This is a genomic window from Streptomyces sp. 8N114 (genome assembly GCF_052245835.1).
Lineage (GTDB): Bacteria > Actinomycetota > Actinomycetes > Streptomycetales > Streptomycetaceae > Streptomyces.
This window is the reverse complement of sequence record NZ_JBQQBT010000007.1, coordinates 124,166-144,677: the sequence shown is the minus strand read 5'-3', so window position 1 is coordinate 144,677 and position 20,512 is coordinate 124,166. Positions and strand designations below refer to the sequence as shown.

Sequence of the window (20,512 nt, the reverse complement as noted above, 5' to 3'; positions counted from 1 at the left end):
CTCAGGCCCCCGTCCAGCGCGGTGCGCGCTTCTCCGCGAAGGCGCGGGGGCCCTCCTGGGCGTCGGCGGAGGTCAGCATGGAGCGGTAGCGGGGCAGGTGTGTGCCGCGCAGCAGGGCGTAGGCGTCCTCGACCGCCAGCTGCTCTGTCGCGCGGAGCACTTCCTTCACGGCCGCCACGGCCAGGGGCGCGCCCTCCCCGATGGTCTGTGCCAGATCGATGGCCCTCTCCAGGGCGGTGTGCGGCCGCTCGGCGACCTGGTTCACCAGGCCCCACCGGGCTGCCTCCGCCGCGCCCAGCCGCTGGCCGGTCAGCAGCAGCTCCGTCGCCACGGCACGCGGCAGCCTGCGAGGGAGCCGCAGGACTCCGCCGGAATCGGCGATCATGCCGACCTTCACCTCGGGGAGGGCGAACTCCGCGTGCGCGTCGGCAACGATCAGGTCGGCGGCGAGGGCGAGTTCGAATCCGCCGCCCAGCGCGAGTCCGTTCACCGCGGCGATCACGGGTTTGTCCAGGTCGAACAGCTCGGTCAGCCCCGCGAACCCGCCGGGGCCGTGATCGGCTTCGATGGCCTCGCCCTCCGCGGCGGCCTTCAGATCCCAGCCCGCGGAGAAGAACCGCTCCCCCGCTCCGGTGACCACCGCGGCGCACAGCGTGCCGTCCGTTCGCAGCCGGTCGAAGGCCGCGAACAGGGCGTGGCTCGTGGCGGCGTCAATGGCGTTGGCCTTGGGCCGGTCCAGCGTGATCACCAGTACGCCGTCGTGTACGTCCAGCCGTACGGGGTCCATGGTGTTCCTCTCCGTCGTTCCCGTCGTTCCCGTGTGGGGTGAGGCGTCTGATCAGTACGTCCGCGGCGACCGCGCCGCGCCCCTCGGGCAGCACCAGCAGCGGGTTGACGTCCAGTTCGGTGACCTCGGGGTGGTCTTGCACGTAGGCGGCCACGGCTTGGACCGCGTCGACGGTGGCGCGTACGTCGCCCGCCGGGCGCCCCCGGAAGCCGCGCAGCAGCGGCCACGCGCGCAGCGAGGAGAGGGCGGCCTCGATCTCCTCACCGGTGGCGGGAAGCAGCAATGTGGCGGTGTCCCGGACCAGTTCCACCAGTACGCCGCCCGCTCCCAGGGTCAGCGCGGGGCCGAACGTCGGATCGTGGTGCACCCCGACGAGAAGTTCGGCGACCGCGTCCGGCACCATCCGTTCGATCAGGAACCTGTCGGCAAGCCCCGCCATGGCTGAGACGGCCTCCTCCACCGCCGTCCCGCCCGACAGTCCCAGGCGCACGCCGCCCACGTCGCTCTTGTGCGCCAGGTCGGTGGCAAGGGCCTTGGCGACGACGGGGAAGCCCAGGCCATGAGCGGCCTGCGCGGCGTCGCCGGGTGCCGTCACGGCGCTGTCCGGGACGGGCAGGCCGTACCCGGCCAGCTCCCGCTTCCCGGCGTACTCGTCCAGCACCTCGTCTCCGCGGGTGGCCTGCCCGCGTCCCGGGCCGTGGGGCGGCAGCACCCGGTCGGCCGCACGCTGGGCTGCGCCTATCCGGTGGGCCGAGGCGATGGCCCGTACACAGTCGGCCAGCCCTTGAAGAGGGGCGATGCCCTCCGACAGCAGCTGCTGCGCGACCGGTTCGGGTATGCCCTCGGGCAGCGAGCCGACGACGCATGCCGGGGCGCCGGTGCGGCGCTGGGCCGCGGCGTAGGCGTCCAGTGCGGTGGTCCAGGCGTCGCCCTCGCACCGGTCGGCGCGTGGCATGTCGAGCAACAGCAGGTTCATGTCGCAGCCCGCGCCGAGGAGGGCGCTGAAGCACTCCCGCTGCGCGGGGAAGTCGCCCCAGATGTAGGTGTGGTAGTCGAGCGGGTTGCGTACGTGCACCTGCGCGCCCAGCACCTCGCGCAGCCGTACCGCCGACTGCTCCGGGAGCGGCGGGAGTTCGACCCCGTGCTGCTGCGCGGTGTCGGCCAGCAGGGCTGCCTCGCCGCCCGAGCAGCTGGCCGAGGTGATCCGGGCGTGCCCCGCCGGGTCGGGGCCGCCGGTCAGCGGTCCGTGGACGTGCAGCAGCTTCAGCGTCTCCACGAAGGTGCCGATCTCCGCCACCCGCGCGACGCCGGTACGCCGGAACAGCGCGTCGCACAGCACGTCCGACCCGGCGAGGGAGCTGGTGTGGCTCATGGTGGTCTGCGCACCCAGCTCGGAACTGCCCGTCTTCAGCGCCACGACGGGCACTCCGCGCCGCAGTGCGGACAGAGCGGCGCGGGCGAATCCGGCGGCGTCGGCGATCCCTTCCAGATGCAGCCCGATGGCGGTCACCCGCGGGTCCTCCAGCAGCGCCTCGATCAGCTGCGGTGTTCCGGTGACGGCGCCGTTCCCCGCGGTGATCAGGTAGGCGAGCGGGAGGGCGCGGCGCTGCATGGTGAGGTTCTGGCCGATGTTGCCGCTCTGGGTGATGACGGCGACGCCGCTGTTCGTACGCGCGCCGCCGTGCTGGTCGGCCCAGAGTGCCGTGCCGTCCAGGTAGTTGAGGACGCCGATGCAGTTGGGGCCGATCACCGGCATGTCACCGGCGGCGGCACGCAGTGCGTCCTCCAGTGCGGCGCCGCGCGGCCCGTCCTCGGCGAAGCCGGACGCGTGGCACACAGCTCCTCCCGCGCCGCGCCCGGCGAGTTCCGCGAGGATTTCCACTGTGGCCTGCGCCGGCACGGCGAGGAATGCGGCGTCCGGCGTCGCGGGGAGCTCGGCCGTGCTGCGGTAGCAGGGCAGGCCCTCGATGTGCGCCCGCCGCGGGTGGACGGGCCACAGCTCGCCCTCGTATCCGACGGCGCGGCACTGGCGTACCACCTGGGCCGCCGACTCGCCGCCGTAGACGGCTGTGTGCCGGGGCGCCAGCAGGCGCTTCAGTGAGTGGGCGCCCGCCGCCATCAGGCGCCCAGTGGACGCAGCAGGGAGCGGGAGATGATGTGCCGCTGGATCTCGCTGGTGCCGTCCCAGATGCGCTCGACGCGGGCGTCGCGCCAGTAGCGTTCGATGGGCAGCTCGGCCATGAGTCCCATGCCGCCGAAGGTCTGGAGCGCCTGGTCGGTGATGCGGCCCAGGGCCTCGGAGGCGTACAGCTTGGCCATCGCCGCGTCGCGGTCGGTCATGGTGCCCTGGTCCTGCTTCCAGGCGGCGCGCAGGGTCAGCAGTTCGGCGGCCTCCAGCTCGGTGGCCATGTCGGCGAGCGGGAAGCCGATGCCCTGGAACCTGCCGATGGGCTGCCCGAACTGCTCGCGTTCGGCGGCCCAGTCGAGAGTGAGGTCGAGGACACGGCGGGCGCGGCCGATGCTGGTGGCGGCGACCTGGAGACGGCTGGCGCCGAGCCACTCCCCCATCAGCGCGAAGCCGCGGCCCTCCTCGCCCAGCCGCTGCCCGGCCGGGAGCCGAACGTCGACGAAGGTGAGTTCGCACTGGTGGTAGCCGCGGTGCGACACACATCCCGAGCCGCGCCGCACCTCGACGCCGGGCGCGTCCAGGTCCACCAGGAAGGCGGTGATGAGGTTCTTGGTGCCGCGTGCGGTCTCCTCGGTGCCGGTGGCCGCGAACACGATGGCGAAGTCGGCCATGTCGGCGTGCGAGATGAAGTGTTTGGTGCCGTTCAGTACGTACGCCTCAGCGCCGCCGTCGCCGCAGCTTTCGCGTACGGCCCGGGTCCGCATCGAGCGCACGTCGGAGCCGGCGCCGGGCTCGGTCATGGCGAGGCAGTCGTGCCGCTCTCCGCGGACCGCGGGGAGGAGGTAGCGGGCGCGCTGCTCGCCCTCGCAGGCTTCGAGGATGTTACTGGGGCGGGCGACGAGCATCTGAAGGGCGAAGCTGGTCTTTCCCAGTTCGCGCTCGACGAGGGTCATGGTGACGGCGTCGAGTCCGCCGCCGCCGATCTCCTCCGGCATGTTCGCCGCGTACAGGCCGGCGGCGATCGCCTTCTCGCGGATACCGCGGGCCAGTTCGGGCGGTACGTCGTCGAGCCGCTCGACCTCGTCGGCGTGGGGGTCCAGTTCGGTCCTCACGAACTTGCCGACCGTCTCCACGATCAAGCGCTGCTCGTCGGTGAGCTCGAAATCCATGCTCGTCCTCTCCTCACCTGGTCCTGGTCCGGCGGCCGGCCCGGCTGCGGTCGCCGGGTATGCCCATGGGCTTGCCGACTGCTTCGGGCACAGGCAGTACGTCGTGCGCGGTCTGGATCGCGCCGAGCCTGCGCAGCAGTTCGCCGGGGAGCGGACAGGCGCGGGCCTGCTCCGTGTCGACGTGCAGCAGCATCTGTTCGGCTGTGGCCAGCAGGGTGCCGTCGGCGCCGTGCCGCATCTCGTGGAAGAGGTGGACACGCTTGGTGTCGTGGTCGAGCAACCGCAGGGTGAGCCGGAGCGGTTCGCCCTCGGCCGCCTCGCGCTTGTTGTGCAGGTGCGTCTCGACCGTGTAGAGCGACCCGCCGTTCGCCCGGTACTCCTCGTCGATGCCGAGGTAGCGGAAGAAGGCGTCCGAGTTGTCGCCGAAGACGAGCAGATAGCACGACTCGCTCATGTGCCCGTTGTAGTCCACCCACTCCGGCCGTACCGGAGTGCTGTGCAGCTCCAGCGGCGCCGGTACGGGCACTGCGTCGTCCCATGGCCGGTGCCCCGTCCCCTCGTACGGGGTGACCACGCGTGCCGGGTTCTCTGCCATCTGCCCACCCTGTGATCACGGTTCAGCAGTCGCCGCGTGCTGTGCCGCCATGCATGCGTTGCATAGTGTGCGGCGGCCGTTCGTAATATGCGACGCTACGGGTGGGCTTTCCGGCGCGTCAAGGGGCCGCGACCGCCCGTAGGAGCCGTACGAGCCGTGCGAGGTGGACGACTACGCTTCGCGGAGCGGACGAAGAGAGCGGAGGCAACGGAAATGGACGCGGCGCACGCCCCGGACTCCTTGGACACCCTGGACTCCTTGCGAGAGCAGGGCGGGTCGCGGCACGGCGGGGGCCGGGTGCAGGCACTGGAGCGGGCCATCGCCCTGCTCAACGCCGTCTCGGCGAGCGCTCCCGAGGGCCGTCCCGCCGCCGAACTCGCCGCCGAGTGCGGACTGAACCGGGCCACGGCCTGGCGGCTGCTGGCCACCCTGGAACATCACGCGATGGTCGAGCGCGACCCGGTGGGCAACCGCTACACCATCGGTTCCGCGGTCAGCCGGCTGGCCTCGACCGCGAGCGTGGAGGGACTGATCCGCCGCTCCCACGACGTACTGGAGCGACTGTGCCGGGAAACCGGTGAGACCGCGAACCTGGCGGTGGCCCGGCGGCTCGGCCTCACGTACGTCGACGAGGTGGTCCCGCCCGCAGTGCTCAGCGCGCGCTGGCTCGGACGGCAGGTGCCGATCCACGCCACCTCGGCGGGCAAGGCGCTGCTGGCCTGGCAAACACCTGGAGAGGTCGACGCGCTGCTCTCCGGACCGCTGGCCGAGTACACCGAGACGACCCGCACCGGCCGGAGGGCCCTGCACGCCGAACTCGCCGAGGTCCGCGCCCAGGGCTACAGCGTCAGCGTCGGCGAACTCGAACCCCAGCTGTACGGGGTCGCCGCTCCCGTCCTCGACGCGGACGACCACCCCATCGCCGTCGTCAGCGTCTGGGGCCCGCGGGACCGCGTCCCCGAGTCCCGCTTCGCTCAACTCGGCGCGCAGGCCCGACGCGCGGCACAGGAAATCCGCGAACGACTCGCGCCCGGGGCGTAACCGCGCGACGGGCGCTCCGGTGAACCGTGGCTCGGAGGTGCGGCTCGGGGTGCGGCCGTCGCCCCGTGTCGAGCGGCGGCTCTGTCACTGCTGCGGCAACAGCTGCTCGGCGGCTGCGGTGATGGTCTCCAAGGCGTGGGTGAGGGTGGGGATCTCTCGGGCGCCGAGACGGGTGACGGACATGATGCGGCGGGCCGGAGCAGGCTCGCCATGGAGCGGGAGGCGTTCCACCAGTGACCCGCCGCGCAGCTGTGCCAGGCGCGGTACGAGGATCACGCCGAAGCCGTGGGCGACCAGTGCGGTGCCGGTGTCCCATTCATCCGCGTAGTGGGCGATGTGGGGGGTGAAGCCGGCACTCATGCAGGCGGTGAGCACCAACTGGTGGTAGGTCGTACCCGGATTGCCCAGGATCCACGGCTCCCTCGCGGCATCGGCAAGGGTGACCCGCTGCTGCCGGGTGAGGGGGTGATCCCGCGGAACGACCAGGTCCAGCGGGTCGTCCAGCAGTGGCTGCTGGTCGAAGCGGTGGTCGGTCATGGGCGGTGAATCCGCGGTGACCACCAGCAGCGCGAGGTCGGCCTCGTCCGAGAGCAGCAGGTCGAAGCAGCGGTCGGGTTCGGCTTCGATGATCCGGACCGTCAGTCGAGGGTGGGTGTCGCGGAGTCCGGCCGCAGCGGGCGGCAGCAGGCGGCTGGCGGCGGTGGAGAACCCGCACAGCGTGATCTGGCCGGTGGGCTCGGTGCCGACGGCGGCCAGCTCGGTGCGGGCGAGCTCCCACTGCTCATGGAGGCGCTCCGCATGGCGCAACAGGATGCGGGCCGCGTTCGTCAGACGTATGCCCCGGCCTTGCTGCACCACCAGTTCCACGCCCACCTCAGCGGCGAGCTGGCGCAGTTGGTAGGAGACGGCGGAGGGCGTGTAGTGCAGCACCCGGGCCGCGGCTGTCACCGTGCCGTGCTCGGCAACCATCTGCAGGATCCGAAGCCGGGAGTCAATCATGCAAACAGTTTGCACGGTCGGGCTCAGGATCGTTTGATTCTCCTCTGCTCTCCCTCAGCGGCGCCGGAGCCGGGCTGAGCCGCCATCCGCTTCAGGCGTCGATCACCAGATCTTCCAGGGGCATTGAGCAGCACAGCAGGATCTTGTTCTGCGCTCTGTCCCTGGGGCGGATGCCGCCGTTGTGCCGCATGTCGACCGAACCCTTTTCGAGGGTGGTCAGACACGAGCCGCACATGCCCTGTCCGCATGAGGAGGGAAGGGTGAGACCCGCTTGGGCTGCGGCCTCCAGCACCGGCGTGCCGGCGTCGCACTCGATGGTCGTCCCGCTGCGGGAGAGTTCCACCGCGAATCTCGTGGCCCCGCCCGTATCCGTCCCGGTGCCGGCCGGCGCGGGGACAGGGGATGGAGCCTCGAAGTTCTCCTGGTGGTAGCGGTCCTCGGGGAGCCCTGCTGCGGCGAGCAGCCGGCGGACCGCGTGCATATAGCCGGGTGGTCCGCAGGTGAAGACTTCCCGCCCGCGGAAGTCGGGAGCGATCTGCCGCAGCATGTCAAGGGTGAGACGGCCCCGGTAGCCGTGCCACCGTTGCGTCGCCCCGTCGTCCTCGCAGACGTGAGTGACCCGGATGTTCGGCGCGGTCGCCTCGATGAGTTCCAGTTCTTGCCGGAACGGGATGTCGTCGGGAGTGCGGGCGCTGTGCACGAAGACCACGTCCACCGGGGACGCCAGGTCGTAAAGCGTTCTGGTCATGGAGATCAGGGGCGTCACCCCGCTGCCCGCGGAGAGGAACAGGTAGGCGGGCGCGGGATGCCGGACCATCGAGAACCGGCCCTGCGGCCCTCGGGCGCGGACCACCTGCCCCGGGGTCAGATGGTCGTGCAGCCAGTTGGAGACCCGCCCCCCGGGTACGCGTTTCACGGTGACCGCGGCGACGTGCGGGCGTGACGGCGGGGAGGAGATGGTGTAGCAGCGGGTGGTCTCCTGGCCGTCGATCGCGAAGGTGAACGCGAGGTACTGGCCCGGGTCATGGCGGAAGAGGCCGGGCTCGGTCGGCTCGAAGGAAAAGGTCTTCGTATCGCGGGTGACATCGAGGACCTGTGTGCAGACCAGCAAGTGGTCGGCCGCGCTGTCCCCTCCGCAGAGTGCGGCCGGCGGCCGGAAGGAGGCCGGGAGGGTGAGCATGTCGGTCATCGCCGCAGCTCCTCGCGGAGGCGGGCGATGTACCAGGCGCAGAACGCCTCGACCTGGTATTCCGTCGCGGCGTACGGACCCGGCTCGTACGCAGGGCTGGAGACTCCCTGCTGAGCGCGGGCGACGAGGCTCGCGTCCTGCTCGTTCGTAGCGGTCCAGACCTTGAGCAGCGTGTCCGGGTCGTAGTCCACGCCCTCTGTGGCGTCCTGGTGCACGAGCCATGTGGTGCGCAGCAATGTCCTGTCAGGGGCGAGAGGGAGGACGCTGAAGGTGATCGCGTGGTCGCCGAGGACGTGGAACCAGGAGTTGGGCTGCAGGTGCAGGGCCAGGTGTCCGAGGCGTGGTGTGGGCAGGTCGCCCAGCAGGCGGCGGCATGCGGCTTTGCCGTCCGGGGTGAAGGACTCACCGGCCAGGTCGAGCGCATCGCGCTGGATGCGGAACCCGGTGGCGCGGTTGTCCAGCTCCTCGATGAGCGCGTACGGCAGGTCCAGCTTCTCGTACGTTTCGCGCAGCTCGGCGTCCGCCCGCAGATAGCGTTCGTGCGCCGGGCGCAGCCGAAGAGGGACGTTTTCCTCGGTGTAGCCGTAGGTGGGGAAGAACGTGCGCAGCAGCTCGGGGTGACCGTCGCAGTGGTAGCACTCCCGGTTGTTCTCCATCACGAGTTTCCAGTTGCCGTCCTCGACGAGGTCGGTCCGGGCCGCCACCTTGGCCCGGCCCAGCTCGTGCGGGAGAAGGTACGGCTCGATACGGGCGGCGACCTCCTCGAAGTCGGCGGGCGGCTTCTCGGCGAGACAGACGAACACGAGCCCGCCGACGCTGCGTACGTGCACTGTCTTGAGGCCGGAGCAGCTACGGTCGAAGTCCCCTGGCTGCGAGGGGGCGTGCAGGAGTGTGCCGTCCGTTCCGTACGTCCACTTGTGGTAGCCACAGACCAGGTTCCCGGTCGATCCGTTCCCCGCGTTCAGGATGCGGGCGCCACGGTGTCGGCAGACGTTGTGGAATGCCCGCAGGTTCTGCTCGTCGTCACGTAGCACGATGACCGAGTACGGTCCGATCTCCACCGTGGTGTAGTCGCCGGGCTCGGGCAGTTCGGCGTCCACGGCGACGAAGAGCCATTGGCGGGTGAAGATCGCTGCGAGGTCGAGGTCGAAGAACTCCCGGTCGGTGTAGAACGGCCCTTCCAGACTGCGACCGGCGGCCCGTCGCGCCACCGCGTCGCGGACCCGGTGTTCCTCCGAGGACTTGGTGTTTCCCAGCAGTGTCACGCTGCTCTCCTCTCGATGCTGTTCCGTGGTGGTAGCGAGGTCACATCGGCAGGCACAGGCGCAGTGCGTCCAGAACTGCGGCGTGGATGTTGCGGCTGGTGACGGCATCACCGATCCGGAACAGCTGGTAGCGGCCCTCCGGGTTCGTGGCGTTCTGCTGCGGTTCGCAGGCCAGCAGTGCGCGGTGGTCCAGGTGACCGAGGTTGCTCGATCCGGGGAGCAGGTCCCAGTAGAGATCCGCGTTGGGCAGCGTTCCGTGTTCCACCACCACGTGATCCACCACGTGCTCCGTCTCCGTCGCCGCGTACTCGCTGCGCAGAGTCGCGGTCAGGCGGCCGTCTTCCTCGCGGCGTACGGACAGCAGCCGGTGCGCCAGCGTGGTGCTCACCGCATGCTCGGCGAAGACCTGGAGATAGGCGGGGGAATTCATGCTGCCGACATCAGGTGCGAGCGTTCGTTCCGGCGTCACGTACTCGATCGCGACGCCCTGGCGCGCCATCACCTCTACGGCGTCCAGCGCGGGACAGGCCCCGTTGTCGTCGTAGACCAGCACCCGTCCTCGGGGACGCAGGGCTCCGCTGAGAACGTCCCAGGTATCCGCCACGACATCGCCACCCTGTGTGAGAAAGGAGAGGTTGGGGAGTCCGCCCGTGGCGACGAGGACGATGTCGGGGCGTTCCGCGAGTACGTCCTCCACCTCGGCGAGAACCCCGAGCCGCAGCTCGACGCCGAGCACCTTGCACTCGTCGACGCGCCAGTCGACGATGCCGAGGAGATCCCTTCTGCGGCTGTTCGCAGCGGCGATACGGATCTGCCCGCCAGGCAGTTCCCCTGCCTCGTACAGAACGACCTCGTGCCCGCGTTCGCCCAGTACGCGAGCCGCTTCCAAGCCCGCGGGCCCGGCACCGACGATCACGGCTTTCTTCCGCTCGGCCGCAGGAGCGACGGTGTGCGGCAGCCGAAGCTCCCGCCCCGTGGCGGGATTGTGGATGCATTTGGTGTCACCGGAATCGTAGATCGCATCGAGGCAGTAACTCGCTCCGACGCAGGGCCGGATGCGGTCCTCGTGGCCGGCGGCCACTTTGGCCATGAGATGGGGGTCGGCGATCTGGGCCCGGGTCATGCCGACCAGGTCGAGAAGACCTTCCCGTACGGCATGCCGTGCGGTGGCGACATCGGCGATGCGACCGGCGTGCATCACCGGGACATCGAGCTTGCGCTTGATCTTGGCGGTGAATTCCAGGAACGGCGCCGAGGGCGTGCCCATGGACGGAATCGCCTTCGCCAGGGATGCGTCGCTCTCGATCGATCCCCGGATGGTGCTGACGAAGTCGATGCCGTCCTCGATGTACTTCCGGGCCGCCGCCAGTGCCTCGTCGAAGGTCAATCCGCCCGGCCGGTCCTCCTCCATCGTCATGCGGATACCGACGATGAATTCGGGGGAGACCGCGGACCGGATCGCGCGGATAACCCGGCGCGGAAAAGCCATGCGGTCAGCGAGGCTCCCGCCGAATTCGTCATCCCGGTGGTTCGTCGCCGGCGAGAGGAAGCTGTCCATGAAGTGGCCGTACGACTGGATCTCTACACCGTCGAGACCGCCTTCCTCGCAGCGTGCGGCCGCGTCGGCGTAATCCCGCACGATGCGGTCCAGATCCCAGGGCTCGGCTTCCTTGGGAAAAGCGCGGTGGGCAGGCTCTCGCAAAGGTGATGCCGAAAGGACGGGCAGCCAGTCGCCCGTGTAATTGCTGGTGCGCCGTCCCAGATGAGTGACCTGGCACATGACCGCGGCCCCGGCGGCGTGGACATCGTCGGCCAGCCGTCGGAGCCAGGGCACCACATCGTCGCGGTAGAGCAGCAGATTGCCGAACGACGGCGGACTGTCGGGTGACACGACTGCCGAGCCGCCGATCATCGTCAGGCCGACCCCGCCCCGGGCCTTTTCCAGGTGGTACATCCGGTAGCGGTCCCGGGGCAGACCGTCTTCCCCGAAAGCCGGTTCGTGCGAGGTGCTGACCACCCTGTTGCGCAGGGTGAGGTTCTTTATCGTGAAGGGCTGGAGCAAGGGATCCGTCACTCGGGTATGCATGGCGCTCCTCGGAAACCATCCGGATTGCCGGTGGGGACTTCGACGCATTCCTCGGCGCCGTCTTGGCGCACGGGCAGACGGGAGTTGAGCTCGCCCGAGCGGTACATCACCAGCGTGGAGTCCCCGTTCCCCGAGCACAATCAAGCGAAGTCACAGGGAACCGTACGAACCACCTGCAAGATCGACTGTTGCCGCTGCGCTTCCTCTGGTGGGGGTTGTCTGCTAGCGCTTGTCCGGCGTGTCTTGCAATACCCGGCAATGGGGGCTGCGCTTGCCACCCTGCGCCCTGGGGGTACCCCCTGCTCGAAGAGCTTGGGGGAGGAGACTGCCCAAGCTTCGCAGGGGGCAACGCGCGCCCCGTAAGGGGCGCGGGGAACTGCGCGACAAGCCATGGGGGTACCCCTGCTCGAAGAGCTTGGGGGAGGACCCGCACCCCGCAAGCGACCGGCAGGGGCACCCCCTTAACGGCACAATGGAGGGCCCTCGCGGAGCACTGCCCGGATCACGTGCCGGGCGTTGCGCGCCATCGCCGGGTTGGTTCTGCGGTAGTACGGCAGCGCGATCAGCGCCTGCGAGAGTGTCCGCCCCCGGCCGCGGTTCCACGTCGCGTCATCCACGGCGAGCGCCTCGCGGAAGATCTCCCGCGCACCGGGCGGCAGCAGATTCCATGCGGGGAACAGATCGCAGGCCGGATCGCCCACTCCCATGCAGCCGAAGTCGATCACCGAGGTGAGCCTGCCGCCCTCCACCAGGAGATTGCCCGGCATCAGATCGGCGTGGAGCCATACCGGCGGCCCGTCCCAGTCCGGGGCTCGCAGCGCGTCCTCCCATACGGCAGTCGCGGCGTCGCAGTCGACACCCTCCTGCGGGACAGCCCGCAGTTCCTCGATCGCCGCCCGGGTCTCCGCGTCGAGCGAGGCGACGGGCCCACCGCGGTGGGCCACCGGCGCCCCCGGCAGCGTGATGCGCCGCATCGCCGCCACGAACTCGGCCAGATCCGCGGCCAGCAGCACGGGCTCGCTCAGCGCCCCCGCCTCGGGGTTCTCCCCCGCCAGCCACCGGTACACCGACCACGGCCAGGGATACCCTTCGGCGGGCTCACCGGCCCCGAGCACCTCGGGGATGGCCGTAGGCAGCCGGGATGCGAGACGGGGCAGCCACTCCTGCTCCGTCGATACGTCCCCGGCTCCGCCCTGCACCAGTGGCAGCCGTACGATCATGTCCTCGCCCAGCCGGTACATGGCGTTGACCGTGCCGCCGGACGGGAACCGCTCCACCGCCAGCCCCGCCCACTGGGGGAACTGCCCGGCGATCAGCCGCCGTACGAGATCGTCGTCGATGGGGTGCTGGCCGGGATGCAGCTGCCCTGTGCTCATGGGGCGCCATCCGATCGCCGGATACCGACGGGCGTCAAACGCTTTTGGAAGGACAGGATGCGACTCGGACGGCTGACGGAGTCGTGGTCGGTACTGACCTATGGGGGCGGGTCGCGCCATTGCCGGACCGGCATGTGCTGTGTGTGATCCGAACACCTAAGCTGCCTGGACTGGAAGGGCACGGAGGGGAAGAGCTGTATGTCATTGCAAAAGGGTGCCAACGTACCGGTGCCGGCTAACAGGGTCCGGGTGGAGTTGGGTTGGCAAGGAGGGCCGGGGGCGCCTGATGTGGATGCCTCAGCGTTGTTGCTGACGGGGACCGGCAAGGTGCGGTCGGACGACGACTTCGTGTTCTACAACCAGCCGGTGCACCGCGGTGGTGCGGTGCGTCACGAGGGCAAACGCCAGGAAGGCACCGGCGCGCTCGAGACGATCCTGGTGGACCTTTCCGCGATGGAGCAGGAGATCGGGACCGTGGTGGTCGCGGCTTCCACCGACGGCACGTTCGGTCAGGTGCCCGGCCTTTTCGTGCGCGTGCTGGACGCGGAGAGCGGCGCAGAGACGGCGCGGTTCGACGCCTCAGGTGCCACCTCGGAGACGGCTTTCGTGCTCGGGGAGCTGTATCGGCGGAACGACACGTGGAAGTTCCGGGCGGTGGGCCAGGGATACTCCACCGGCTTGGAAGGGCTCGCCACCGATTTCGGTATCACCGTCGAGGAGCCCGCCGCGCCTGCACCGGCACAGCAGACCGCACCTCCGCCGCCCCCGCCGCCCGCGCCCATGCAGCACGCCGCGCCCCCGCCCGCGCCCATGCAGCACGCCGCGCCCCCGCCGCCCCCGGTTGCGCCTGCGCCTGCCCCTGCGGCTGCCCCGGCGCAGCCCGTACGGCTGACGAAGGTCACGTTGACGAAGGCAGCGCCTGCCGTGTCGCTGACCAAGCAGGGCGCCACCTCAGGAGCCATGCGGGTCAATCTCACGTGGAGCGCTCGCAAGCCGTCGCGTGGCTGGATGATGAAGGGTAAGGGCGCCGTCCGGCTGGAGAACGTCGACCTCGACCTCTCCTGTCTGTGGGAGCTGCAGAACGGAGACAAGGGGATCATCCACCCCATCAACAACAAGTTCGGCTCGTTCGATCAGCCGCCCTACATCCGGCTGGACCAGGACGACCGGACCGGCTCGAGTGCGGCCGGTGAGAATCTCGTGGTCAATCTTGATCACACGGCCGAGATCAAGCGCCTCCTTGTGTTCGTGGTCATCTACGCCGGGGCATCGAGCTTCGCGGGCCTGGACGGGGTTGCCACGCTGTATCCGCCGGTCGGGCCGCCGATCGAGATGCACCTGGACGAGTGCACCGTTCAAGCGCCGGTCGCCGCGGTCGCACTGATCGAGAACGTGGGCGGGGAACTGATCGTCCGGCGGGAGGCGAAGTACATCGTGCTGCCGCCCGGCATCATGAAGCAGCAGGCCGTGGATCTGGAATACGGCTGGGGGATGACCTGGAACGCAGCCGGCAAGAGCTGACCCACCCCGACCGCTGATGGGAACTCCGGCCACTGCCGGTACGGCAGTGGCCGTGAGGGGGTCAGCGGGTCGGAACTCCCCGTGCCACATCTCGAAGTCGAGCGGATTGACGCCGGCCGCCTGGATCCGGACCAGGACATCGCTCGGGCCGACCTGCGGCCATGTCGGTGTCCATGAACCCGACGTGCAGCGCCGAGACGGTGATGCAGCGGCGGCGCGCGCCGCCGCGTACACCTTCGCTCCACGCGCCACGAACTGGGTGGCCAGGTGCCGTCCCAGTCTCCGGTTGGCGCCGGTGACAACTGCCACCGCGTCCTTCAATCCCATGTCTGCTCCCAGCGCTGGGACCCGGGTGACCCGGCCCTTGGTTAGATTGCGACTGCAATCTAAATCCGGCATAGAATAGATGCCAACCGACATCCAAGTGGGAGGTGGCTGATGGGCCGCGTATCGCAAGCGCAAGCGCAGGAGAACCGCAAGCGGGTTGTGGAAACCGCCTCACGGCTGTTCCGGGAGCAGGGCACCCACGTCAGCGTCGCCGACCTCATGAAGGCGTCGGGCCTGACCCACGGCGGCTTCTACAAGCAGTTCGCCTCCAAAGAGGCGCTCATCGACGAAGCCATCGCCCACGCGTTCGGTGAGCTCACGCGGCTCCGCAATGCGGGGCTCGAGCAGCATGCCGGGCAGCGCGACGCCGCCCAACAGGCGCTGATCGACACCTACCTCTCCGTCCGGCATCGCGACGACGCGGCAGAGGGATGCCCCGCCGCCGCGCTCGCCACCGACATGGCGCGCGGGCTGGGCGACCGTGAGGCCCGCCGGGTGTACAGCGAGGGGGTGAGCGACTTCGCGGAGTGGCTGGCCACCGAGGACCAGGACGGCATCACCCGGCTGTGCACCATGCTCGGCGCGCTTCTTCTGGCCCGCGCCACCAAGGGCTCACCCCTCTCCGAGGAGATCCTCACCACTGCGCACACAGCCTTGACGGCAACCAGCTGATACGTGACGGGGTGGTTGACGGAAACCATGCCCGCGAGGCTCCGCTTATCCCCCTGGCGCCGGCAAGGCGTACGGCCATCAACAGCGCGAGCTCATACAGGTCCTGGGGGGAGGCTGCAGTCGAAGCGCCCGAACGCGCCGAGGGACTCGGCCCGTTCGCACACCTCCGGCTGACCAGCCAGACCCGGAAGGGGCCGCGGACGGCGCCGGGGCAGGGATCCCTCACAACTGACCCGTCGAGTCGGCCTTCAACTGTCCTGTGGTCTGCGGACGAAGGCGACTGGCGAAGGAGGCCAACGGGGAAGAAGCTCACCGATGGCAGAGGAAGCCGCTGGATCCATTTCACTGGAGCACCCCGTGGACGACATCGCCGGGAACGACATCGCGCGGAACGGCATCGAGTTCCCCGCAGTGATCAACGGCCAGGTATGGCACGTTGCCTGGCATCCGCCCCCTGACCCACCGTCGGGTACGCCACACGGCGCGGAGGCCGTGTGCGTCGCCGACGACCGGGTCGTCATGGTCAGCCGAGACGGAGAGCGGTGGGGCCTGCCCGCAGGCCGCCCCGAGCAGCATGAGCAGTGGATCGACACGATGCGCCGCGAGGTCCAAGAGGAAGCCTGTGCCGCGGTGACGGATTGCCGACTCCTCGGATTCAGCCGGGGCGTGTGCGTACGCGGCCCGGAGGAAGGGCTGGTGCTGGTCCGGTCGATGTGGCGAGCAGAGGTGCGGCTGGCGCCGTGGGACCCACGCTTCGAGATGGCCCACCGACGACTCCTACCCGCGGAGAGGGCGTTCCAGGCTCTGGCCGTCCCCGACGGCCTCGGCCCCTTCTATCGCCGGCTGTTCGCCGAAGCCGCGCCGCAAGGCGGTTGCACCTCCGGTACGTCTCACGGATGAAGCCCGGTGACCACCACTGCCGCTGCCACGGCGGTCACGGAACGCGCCGGTGCCGTGGGCCGCCTCCGCACTCACACGGTCCAGGCAGCGGCCCGGGCGGCTACGCCGACCACATCGGCGGCAACCGCGATAGCGTCCCGCTCCCCCGCTCCTCGTCTCGTTGCTGCTGCCTACGAGCCTTGTTAAGGTCTGCTGCGACATCTCACCGTAGGGTTCAGCCCTCGCCATTCAGCCTCCTTGTGTCCGGTGACATCAGGAAGGTGGGAGTCACACCAGCTTCTGACAGGGGTGTGCGGCGATGGCTGCGTTTCCGCGTTCAGACACGGCTCTGGAAGCCGTTGATCTTGTCAAGACCTACTCGGCAGGTAGGAAGAAGACCCCGGTCACAGCGCTGCGGGGGCTGAGCTTCTCCGCTGCGCAGGGGACCGTCTTCGGGCTGCTCGGCCCGAACGGGGCAGGCAAATCGACCACCGTGAAGATTCTCTCCACGCTTTCGGTCGCCGACTCGGGATCGGCACGCGTCGCCGGCCTCGACGTCACGGCGGACCCGGACCGGGTACGCCAGGCCATCGGGTTCGTGGCCCAGAAGCCCGGCACGGACCCGATGGGTACCGCGACCGAGAACCTGCTGCTCGCGGGCCGTCTCCAGGGGATGTCCCGCCGCGACGCCAAGGCACGGGCTCGTGAGCTCATCGACCGCTTCGGACTGGCCGATGCCGCGAACCGGCGGGTGGGCACGTACTCCGGCGGCATGGCGCGCAAGCTGGACGTCGCGCTGGGGCTGATGCACCGCCCGCAGGTGCTCTTCCTCGACGAGCCGACGACGGGTCTCGACCCCCAGGCCCGGAGCGAGATGTGGGGCGAGATCGCCAGGATGGCCGCTGACGAGCAGATGACGGTGCTCCTCACCACGCACTACCTCGAAGAGGCCGACCACCTCGCGGACCGGCTCGCGATCGTCGACCACGGCACAGTGGTCGCTGCGGGCACCCCGGAGGAACTCAAGAGCGAGCTGCGCGGCGACGCTGTGCATGTCGAGCTCACAGAGGCCGACAGCAGAGCCCGAGCGGTGCTGCGACGGGTGCCTGAGCTACGCGAGATCACCATGGACGGATGCACGGTCCGCGGCCGTACCGATGACGGCGCACGGGCGTTGCCACCTGTGCTGGCCGCACTCGACGAAGCCGGAATCGTCGTGACCTCCGCGACGCTCTCCCGGCCTTCGCTCGACGACGTCTACCTCCGGCACACCGGCCGCAGCCTCGAGGCCGCCGCGGACGAGCAGCCGAAGACGCTGGTGGAGGTGGCCAAGTGAGCACCGCACACGAAGAATTCATCGGTCCGCGCCCGTTGACCGTGGTCAGGCACTCCGCGTTCCTCACCGGCCGTCTGCTGCGCACGCTGTGGCGCATGCCCACCTTCCTCGTCATCGGTCTCGTGCAGCCGGTGATCTGGCTGGTGCTGTTCGGGCAGCTTTTCCGCTCGGTCGCGAATCTGCCCGGATTCGCGTACGGCAGCGGCGGTTTCCTGCAGTTCCTCACACCGGGCGTGGTGATGATGACCGCGCTGTTCGCGAGTGCGTGGGCAGGGACGACCTACTTGCAGGACATCGACCGCGGCGTGATGGACCGGCTGCTCACCTCCCCTGCCAGCCGAGGCGCCATGATGTGCGCGACCATGGCCTACCAGGCGGTCCAGACCGTCGTCCAGAGCCTGACCATCGTGGTCATCGCGTTGGCCGCCGGCGCCCGTTTCCCTGGAGGCGTCGCGGGACTCGGCGTCATGGTGCCGGCCGCGGTGCTGCTGACGCTGATCTTCTCGGCGCTGTCCAACGCCGTCGCCCTGCTGACCCGTCAGCAGGCGACGCTGATCGCGATTTCCCAGTTCACCACGCTGCCGCTGATGTTCCTGAGCTCTGCTGTGATGGACCTCCGCCTCGCTCCGGGCTGGGTCGGGGATGTTGCCCGGTACAACCCCGTGGAGTGGGCGGTCGTCGCGGCGCGGCAGGCGATGCTCGTACACACCGACTGGACCAAGGTCTGGGTGCACCTGGGACTCCTCACGGCGGCAGCCCTCGTCATGGGCTTCCTGGCCACGCAGGCGTTCCGGACCTACCGGAAGTCGACGTGAGGAGCAACTGATCTGCTCGGCGCGGGAGGAGGCTGACTGACCTCGCGTCCGGGAGTGACTGGGGGACGTGCACACCCAAGACGCCGCTCGCCGGACGGACTACTGGTCCGTCCGGCGAGCTGGGCGTATGAAGGGCCGGGCCCCGGTGGCTTGCTACTTGAGGAGGTGGCCCCTCAGGTCGTCGAGGACCTCGTCGGCCGCGGTCACGCCGAGACCCAGGTACCAGGTCTCGTCGTTCACATCCTTGGCATGCCCTTCCTTGACGGCGCGCAGCTTCTTCCACAGGGGGCTGTCCTGGGCCTTGGCGCGGTCCGTCGCCTTCGGGTCGCCGTAGGCGCCGGTGAAGATCCAGTCCGCGTCGGCCTCGTCCATCCGCTCGGAGCTGATCTCGGTCGCGAGATCGTTGACCTGCTGGTTCTTGGGCCGGGGCAGGCCGACGTCCTGGAGGATGGTGCCGATGAACGACGCCTTCGCGTACAGCCGGATCATGCCGGGCATGTAGCGGACCATGGAGATGGTGGGCTTCTTGTCCCCCAGGTCGTCGCCGAGCTTCTTCGCCTTCTTCTCGTACGCGCCGAGCTGGGCCTTCGCCTGCTTCGTACGGTCGAGAGCCGCGGCGTTCAGGAGGAAGTTCTCCTTCCAGGTGAAGCCGGGCCTGATGGAGAAGACCGTCGGCGCGATGGCCGAAAGCTGCTTGTACTTGTCGGCAGCACGGAGCTGGCTGCCGAGGATCAGATCGGGCTTGAGCTTGGCGACGGCCTCAAGATTGAGGTTGTTGATGGTGCCGACGTTCTTCGGGTGGCCCGCCTGCTTCTTGAGGTAGCTGGGGATCCCGTTGTCGCCCTCGGTGGGAGCGAGGCCGACGGGCTTGACGCCGAGGGAGACGGCGTTGTCGAACTCGCCGACGTCCAGCACGACCACGCGCTTGGGCTGCTTCTTGATCTCCGTCTTGCCCATGGCGTGGGTGACGGTGCGCGGGAACTCGCCCGGCTTGGCGTCCGTACCGAACGAGGCGGTCTTCTTCGCGGCGCCCGCGAAGTCCTTTCCGCCCTGCGCCACCTTCTCCTTCGACTTGCCCTTGCCATCGCCGGAGCTGCCGGAGCCGCCGGACGAGCCGCAGGCGGACAGCGCAAGTACGGCGGCGAGAGGGAGGGCGACGGCTGCGGCAACGCGCTTTCTGCTGCCGCTCGGGCGTATCGACATGAGGTGCTCCGGGACTCGGGATCACTACTTAGGCGAACCTTACTTCGTTTTTCGGCCACGCCTGCACCCGGCCCCGGTTCCCCGGCCCGAACGCCCCCGGGGTGGGCCGAGCCCGGTGGAACTCCGGGCGCACTGCCACCTGATCCCGGACCCCGCCCGTCCACTCCGGCGTCACCACTCATTGTCGGTGCCCCCAGACAGGAGCGCTCCGAACCGGATACGGGCCTCGCTCGCCGGGAGACGGCGGCCTATGCCAGTTCGGGCAGCCGGTCGAGGCGGTCGCGGTGCGCCCGGAGCAGATGGAGACCTTCCGCAGCGAGGTTCTCCTCCAGGTGGTCGATCCGGGAAGTGCCCGGGATCGGGAGGATCACCGGCGAGCGGTCGAGCAGCCACGCCAGCGCAACCTGCGTGGGGGTGGCGCCGAGCTCTGCTGCCACGGCGGCGACCTCGGCCCTCGCCCCCGACTCCCCCCAGGCGACAGGGCGCCACGGCAGGAACGCGATCCCCGCCGCCTCGCAGGCCGCGAGCACGGGCTCGTGCTCGCGGTCGAGCAGGTTGTAGCGGTTCTGCACGCTGGCGACGTCGATGATCTCCCGGGCCTGGGCGAGTTCGTCGACGGTCACCTCGGACAGCCCGATCCGGCCGATCTTGCCCTCGTCCTGCAGGTCCCGCAGCGTACCGAGCTGGTCGGCGAGCGGCGTCTCCGGATCGATACGGTGCAGCTGAAGCAGCTCGATCCGCTCGACGCGCAGTCGGCGCAGAGCCTGCTCGACCTGATCGCGCAGCACAGCCGGCCGCCCGTCGAGCTTCCACTCGTCCGAAGGGTGCGACTTGGCAACCCCGACCTTGGTGGTGACGAGCAGCCCCTCCGGGTAGGGGTGCAGGGCCTCGGCCAGAAGTTCCTCGTTGGCTCCCCCGCCGTACAGATACGCGGTGTCGATCAGAGTGACGCCCAGCTCGACGGCTCGCCGGGCCACCGCGAGGGAGTTCTCGCGCGCCGGGCCCGGCTCAGTCGCCAAGTGCATGGCTCCGAAGCCGAGCCGCCGTACTTCCGGACCTCCGCCGATGCGAAACCCAGTCGATGTCACGTGCTGTCTTCTCCCCATACTCAAGGGGCTCGGAGG

Annotated in this window: 17 protein-coding genes and 1 pseudogene; 6 read left to right on the top strand and 12 right to left on the bottom strand. The window is 69.5% G+C overall.

The features are described from left to right. Position 1 precedes the first annotated feature (1 nt). Genes ACTWQF_RS17305 through ACTWQF_RS17290 form a run of 4 tightly spaced genes read right to left on the bottom strand, consistent with a single transcriptional unit; the run spans position 2 to position 4,679 of the window. Positions 2 to 787, bottom strand: coding sequence for an enoyl-CoA hydratase-related protein (locus tag ACTWQF_RS17305; RefSeq protein WP_443280295.1), 786 nt, complete (start codon positions 785 to 787; stop codon positions 2 to 4). Continuing rightward, entirely contained in the window at positions 711 to 2,906 is a 2,196-nt protein-coding gene (locus ACTWQF_RS17300; RefSeq protein ID WP_443280294.1) for an acetate--CoA ligase family protein, read from the bottom strand. Before ACTWQF_RS17300 ends, ACTWQF_RS17305 begins: the two co-directional genes overlap by 77 nt. Continuing rightward, positions 2,906 to 4,084, bottom strand: a complete 1,179-nt coding sequence (locus ACTWQF_RS17295; protein ID WP_443280293.1) for an acyl-CoA dehydrogenase family protein — start codon at positions 4,082 to 4,084, stop codon at positions 2,906 to 2,908. Before ACTWQF_RS17295 ends, ACTWQF_RS17300 begins: the two co-directional genes overlap by 1 nt. Before the next feature lie 13 nt (positions 4,085 to 4,097). Further along, a complete protein-coding gene (locus ACTWQF_RS17290) occupies positions 4,098 to 4,679 on the bottom strand; it encodes a thioesterase family protein (protein ID WP_443280292.1) in 582 nt (193 codons plus the stop codon). Positions 4,680 to 4,892: 213 nt separating this feature from the next. Between ACTWQF_RS17290 and ACTWQF_RS17285 the strand changes: the two genes are divergently transcribed. Next, complete coding sequence (locus ACTWQF_RS17285) at positions 4,893 to 5,720, top strand: IclR family transcriptional regulator (RefSeq protein WP_443280291.1); 828 nt, start codon at positions 4,893 to 4,895, stop codon at positions 5,718 to 5,720. Positions 5,721 to 5,804: 84 nt separating this feature from the next. Here ACTWQF_RS17285 and ACTWQF_RS17280 read toward each other — a convergent pair whose 3' ends face one another. The 5 genes from ACTWQF_RS17280 to ACTWQF_RS17260 form a co-directional block, all read right to left on the bottom strand. Beyond that, positions 5,805 to 6,719, bottom strand: a complete 915-nt coding sequence (locus ACTWQF_RS17280) for a LysR family transcriptional regulator (RefSeq protein WP_443280290.1) — start codon at positions 6,717 to 6,719, stop codon at positions 5,805 to 5,807. A 91-nt stretch (positions 6,720 to 6,810) separates the two neighbouring features. After that, complete coding sequence (locus tag ACTWQF_RS17275; protein ID WP_443280289.1) at positions 6,811 to 7,908, bottom strand: FAD-binding oxidoreductase; 1,098 nt, start codon at positions 7,906 to 7,908, stop codon at positions 6,811 to 6,813. After that, positions 7,905 to 9,173 (bottom strand): aromatic ring-hydroxylating oxygenase subunit alpha, encoded by a 1,269-nt coding sequence (locus ACTWQF_RS17270; RefSeq protein WP_443280288.1) that lies wholly within the window; start codon positions 9,171 to 9,173, stop codon positions 7,905 to 7,907. Before ACTWQF_RS17270 ends, ACTWQF_RS17275 begins: the two co-directional genes overlap by 4 nt. A gap of 40 nt (positions 9,174 to 9,213) precedes the next feature. After that, complete coding sequence (locus tag ACTWQF_RS17265; protein ID WP_443280287.1) at positions 9,214 to 11,259, bottom strand: oxidoreductase; 2,046 nt, start codon at positions 11,257 to 11,259, stop codon at positions 9,214 to 9,216. 461 nt (positions 11,260 to 11,720) lie between these two features. Continuing rightward, positions 11,721 to 12,635 (bottom strand): aminoglycoside phosphotransferase family protein, encoded by a 915-nt coding sequence (locus ACTWQF_RS17260; protein WP_443280286.1) that lies wholly within the window; start codon positions 12,633 to 12,635, stop codon positions 11,721 to 11,723. Between the two features lie 198 nt (positions 12,636 to 12,833). Here ACTWQF_RS17260 and ACTWQF_RS17255 point away from each other — a divergent pair, with 198 nt between their 5' ends. Then, positions 12,834 to 14,156, top strand: coding sequence for a TerD family protein (locus ACTWQF_RS17255; protein WP_443280285.1), 1,323 nt, complete (start codon positions 12,834 to 12,836; stop codon positions 14,154 to 14,156). Between the two features lie 216 nt (positions 14,157 to 14,372). Here ACTWQF_RS17255 and ACTWQF_RS17250 read toward each other — a convergent pair. Continuing rightward, a pseudogene (locus tag ACTWQF_RS17250) lies at positions 14,373 to 14,483 on the bottom strand (short-chain dehydrogenase); the annotation flags it as partial. A gap of 111 nt (positions 14,484 to 14,594) precedes the next feature. On the opposite strand from ACTWQF_RS17250, the gene ACTWQF_RS17245 reads away from it, so the two are divergent. The 4 genes from ACTWQF_RS17245 to ACTWQF_RS17230 all read left to right on the top strand — a co-directional run bounded on the left by ACTWQF_RS17245 (position 14,595) and on the right by ACTWQF_RS17230 (position 18,185). After that, the gene (locus ACTWQF_RS17245; RefSeq protein ID WP_443280284.1) at positions 14,595 to 15,155 is read left to right on the top strand and encodes a TetR/AcrR family transcriptional regulator; all 561 of its coding nucleotides are present in this window, start codon (positions 14,595 to 14,597) and stop codon (positions 15,153 to 15,155) included. 315 nt (positions 15,156 to 15,470) lie between these two features. Continuing rightward, a complete protein-coding gene (locus ACTWQF_RS17240; RefSeq protein ID WP_443280283.1) occupies positions 15,471 to 16,055 on the top strand; it encodes an NUDIX hydrolase in 585 nt (194 codons plus the stop codon). A gap of 298 nt (positions 16,056 to 16,353) precedes the next feature. Beyond that, positions 16,354 to 17,370, top strand: coding sequence for an ATP-binding cassette domain-containing protein (locus ACTWQF_RS17235; RefSeq protein ID WP_443280282.1), 1,017 nt, complete (start codon positions 16,354 to 16,356; stop codon positions 17,368 to 17,370). Beyond that, positions 17,367 to 18,185, top strand: a complete 819-nt coding sequence (locus ACTWQF_RS17230) for an ABC transporter permease (RefSeq protein WP_443280281.1) — start codon at positions 17,367 to 17,369, stop codon at positions 18,183 to 18,185. Before ACTWQF_RS17235 ends, ACTWQF_RS17230 begins: the two co-directional genes overlap by 4 nt. A gap of 153 nt (positions 18,186 to 18,338) precedes the next feature. Here ACTWQF_RS17230 and ACTWQF_RS17225 read toward each other — a convergent pair whose 3' ends face one another. Next, a complete protein-coding gene (locus ACTWQF_RS17225; protein WP_443280280.1) occupies positions 18,339 to 19,388 on the bottom strand; it encodes an ABC transporter substrate-binding protein in 1,050 nt (349 codons plus the stop codon). A 248-nt stretch (positions 19,389 to 19,636) separates the two neighbouring features. Continuing rightward, the gene (locus tag ACTWQF_RS17220) at positions 19,637 to 20,494 is read right to left on the bottom strand and encodes an aldo/keto reductase (protein WP_443280279.1); all 858 of its coding nucleotides are present in this window, start codon (positions 20,492 to 20,494) and stop codon (positions 19,637 to 19,639) included. Positions 20,495 to 20,512: the final 18 nt, after the last annotated feature.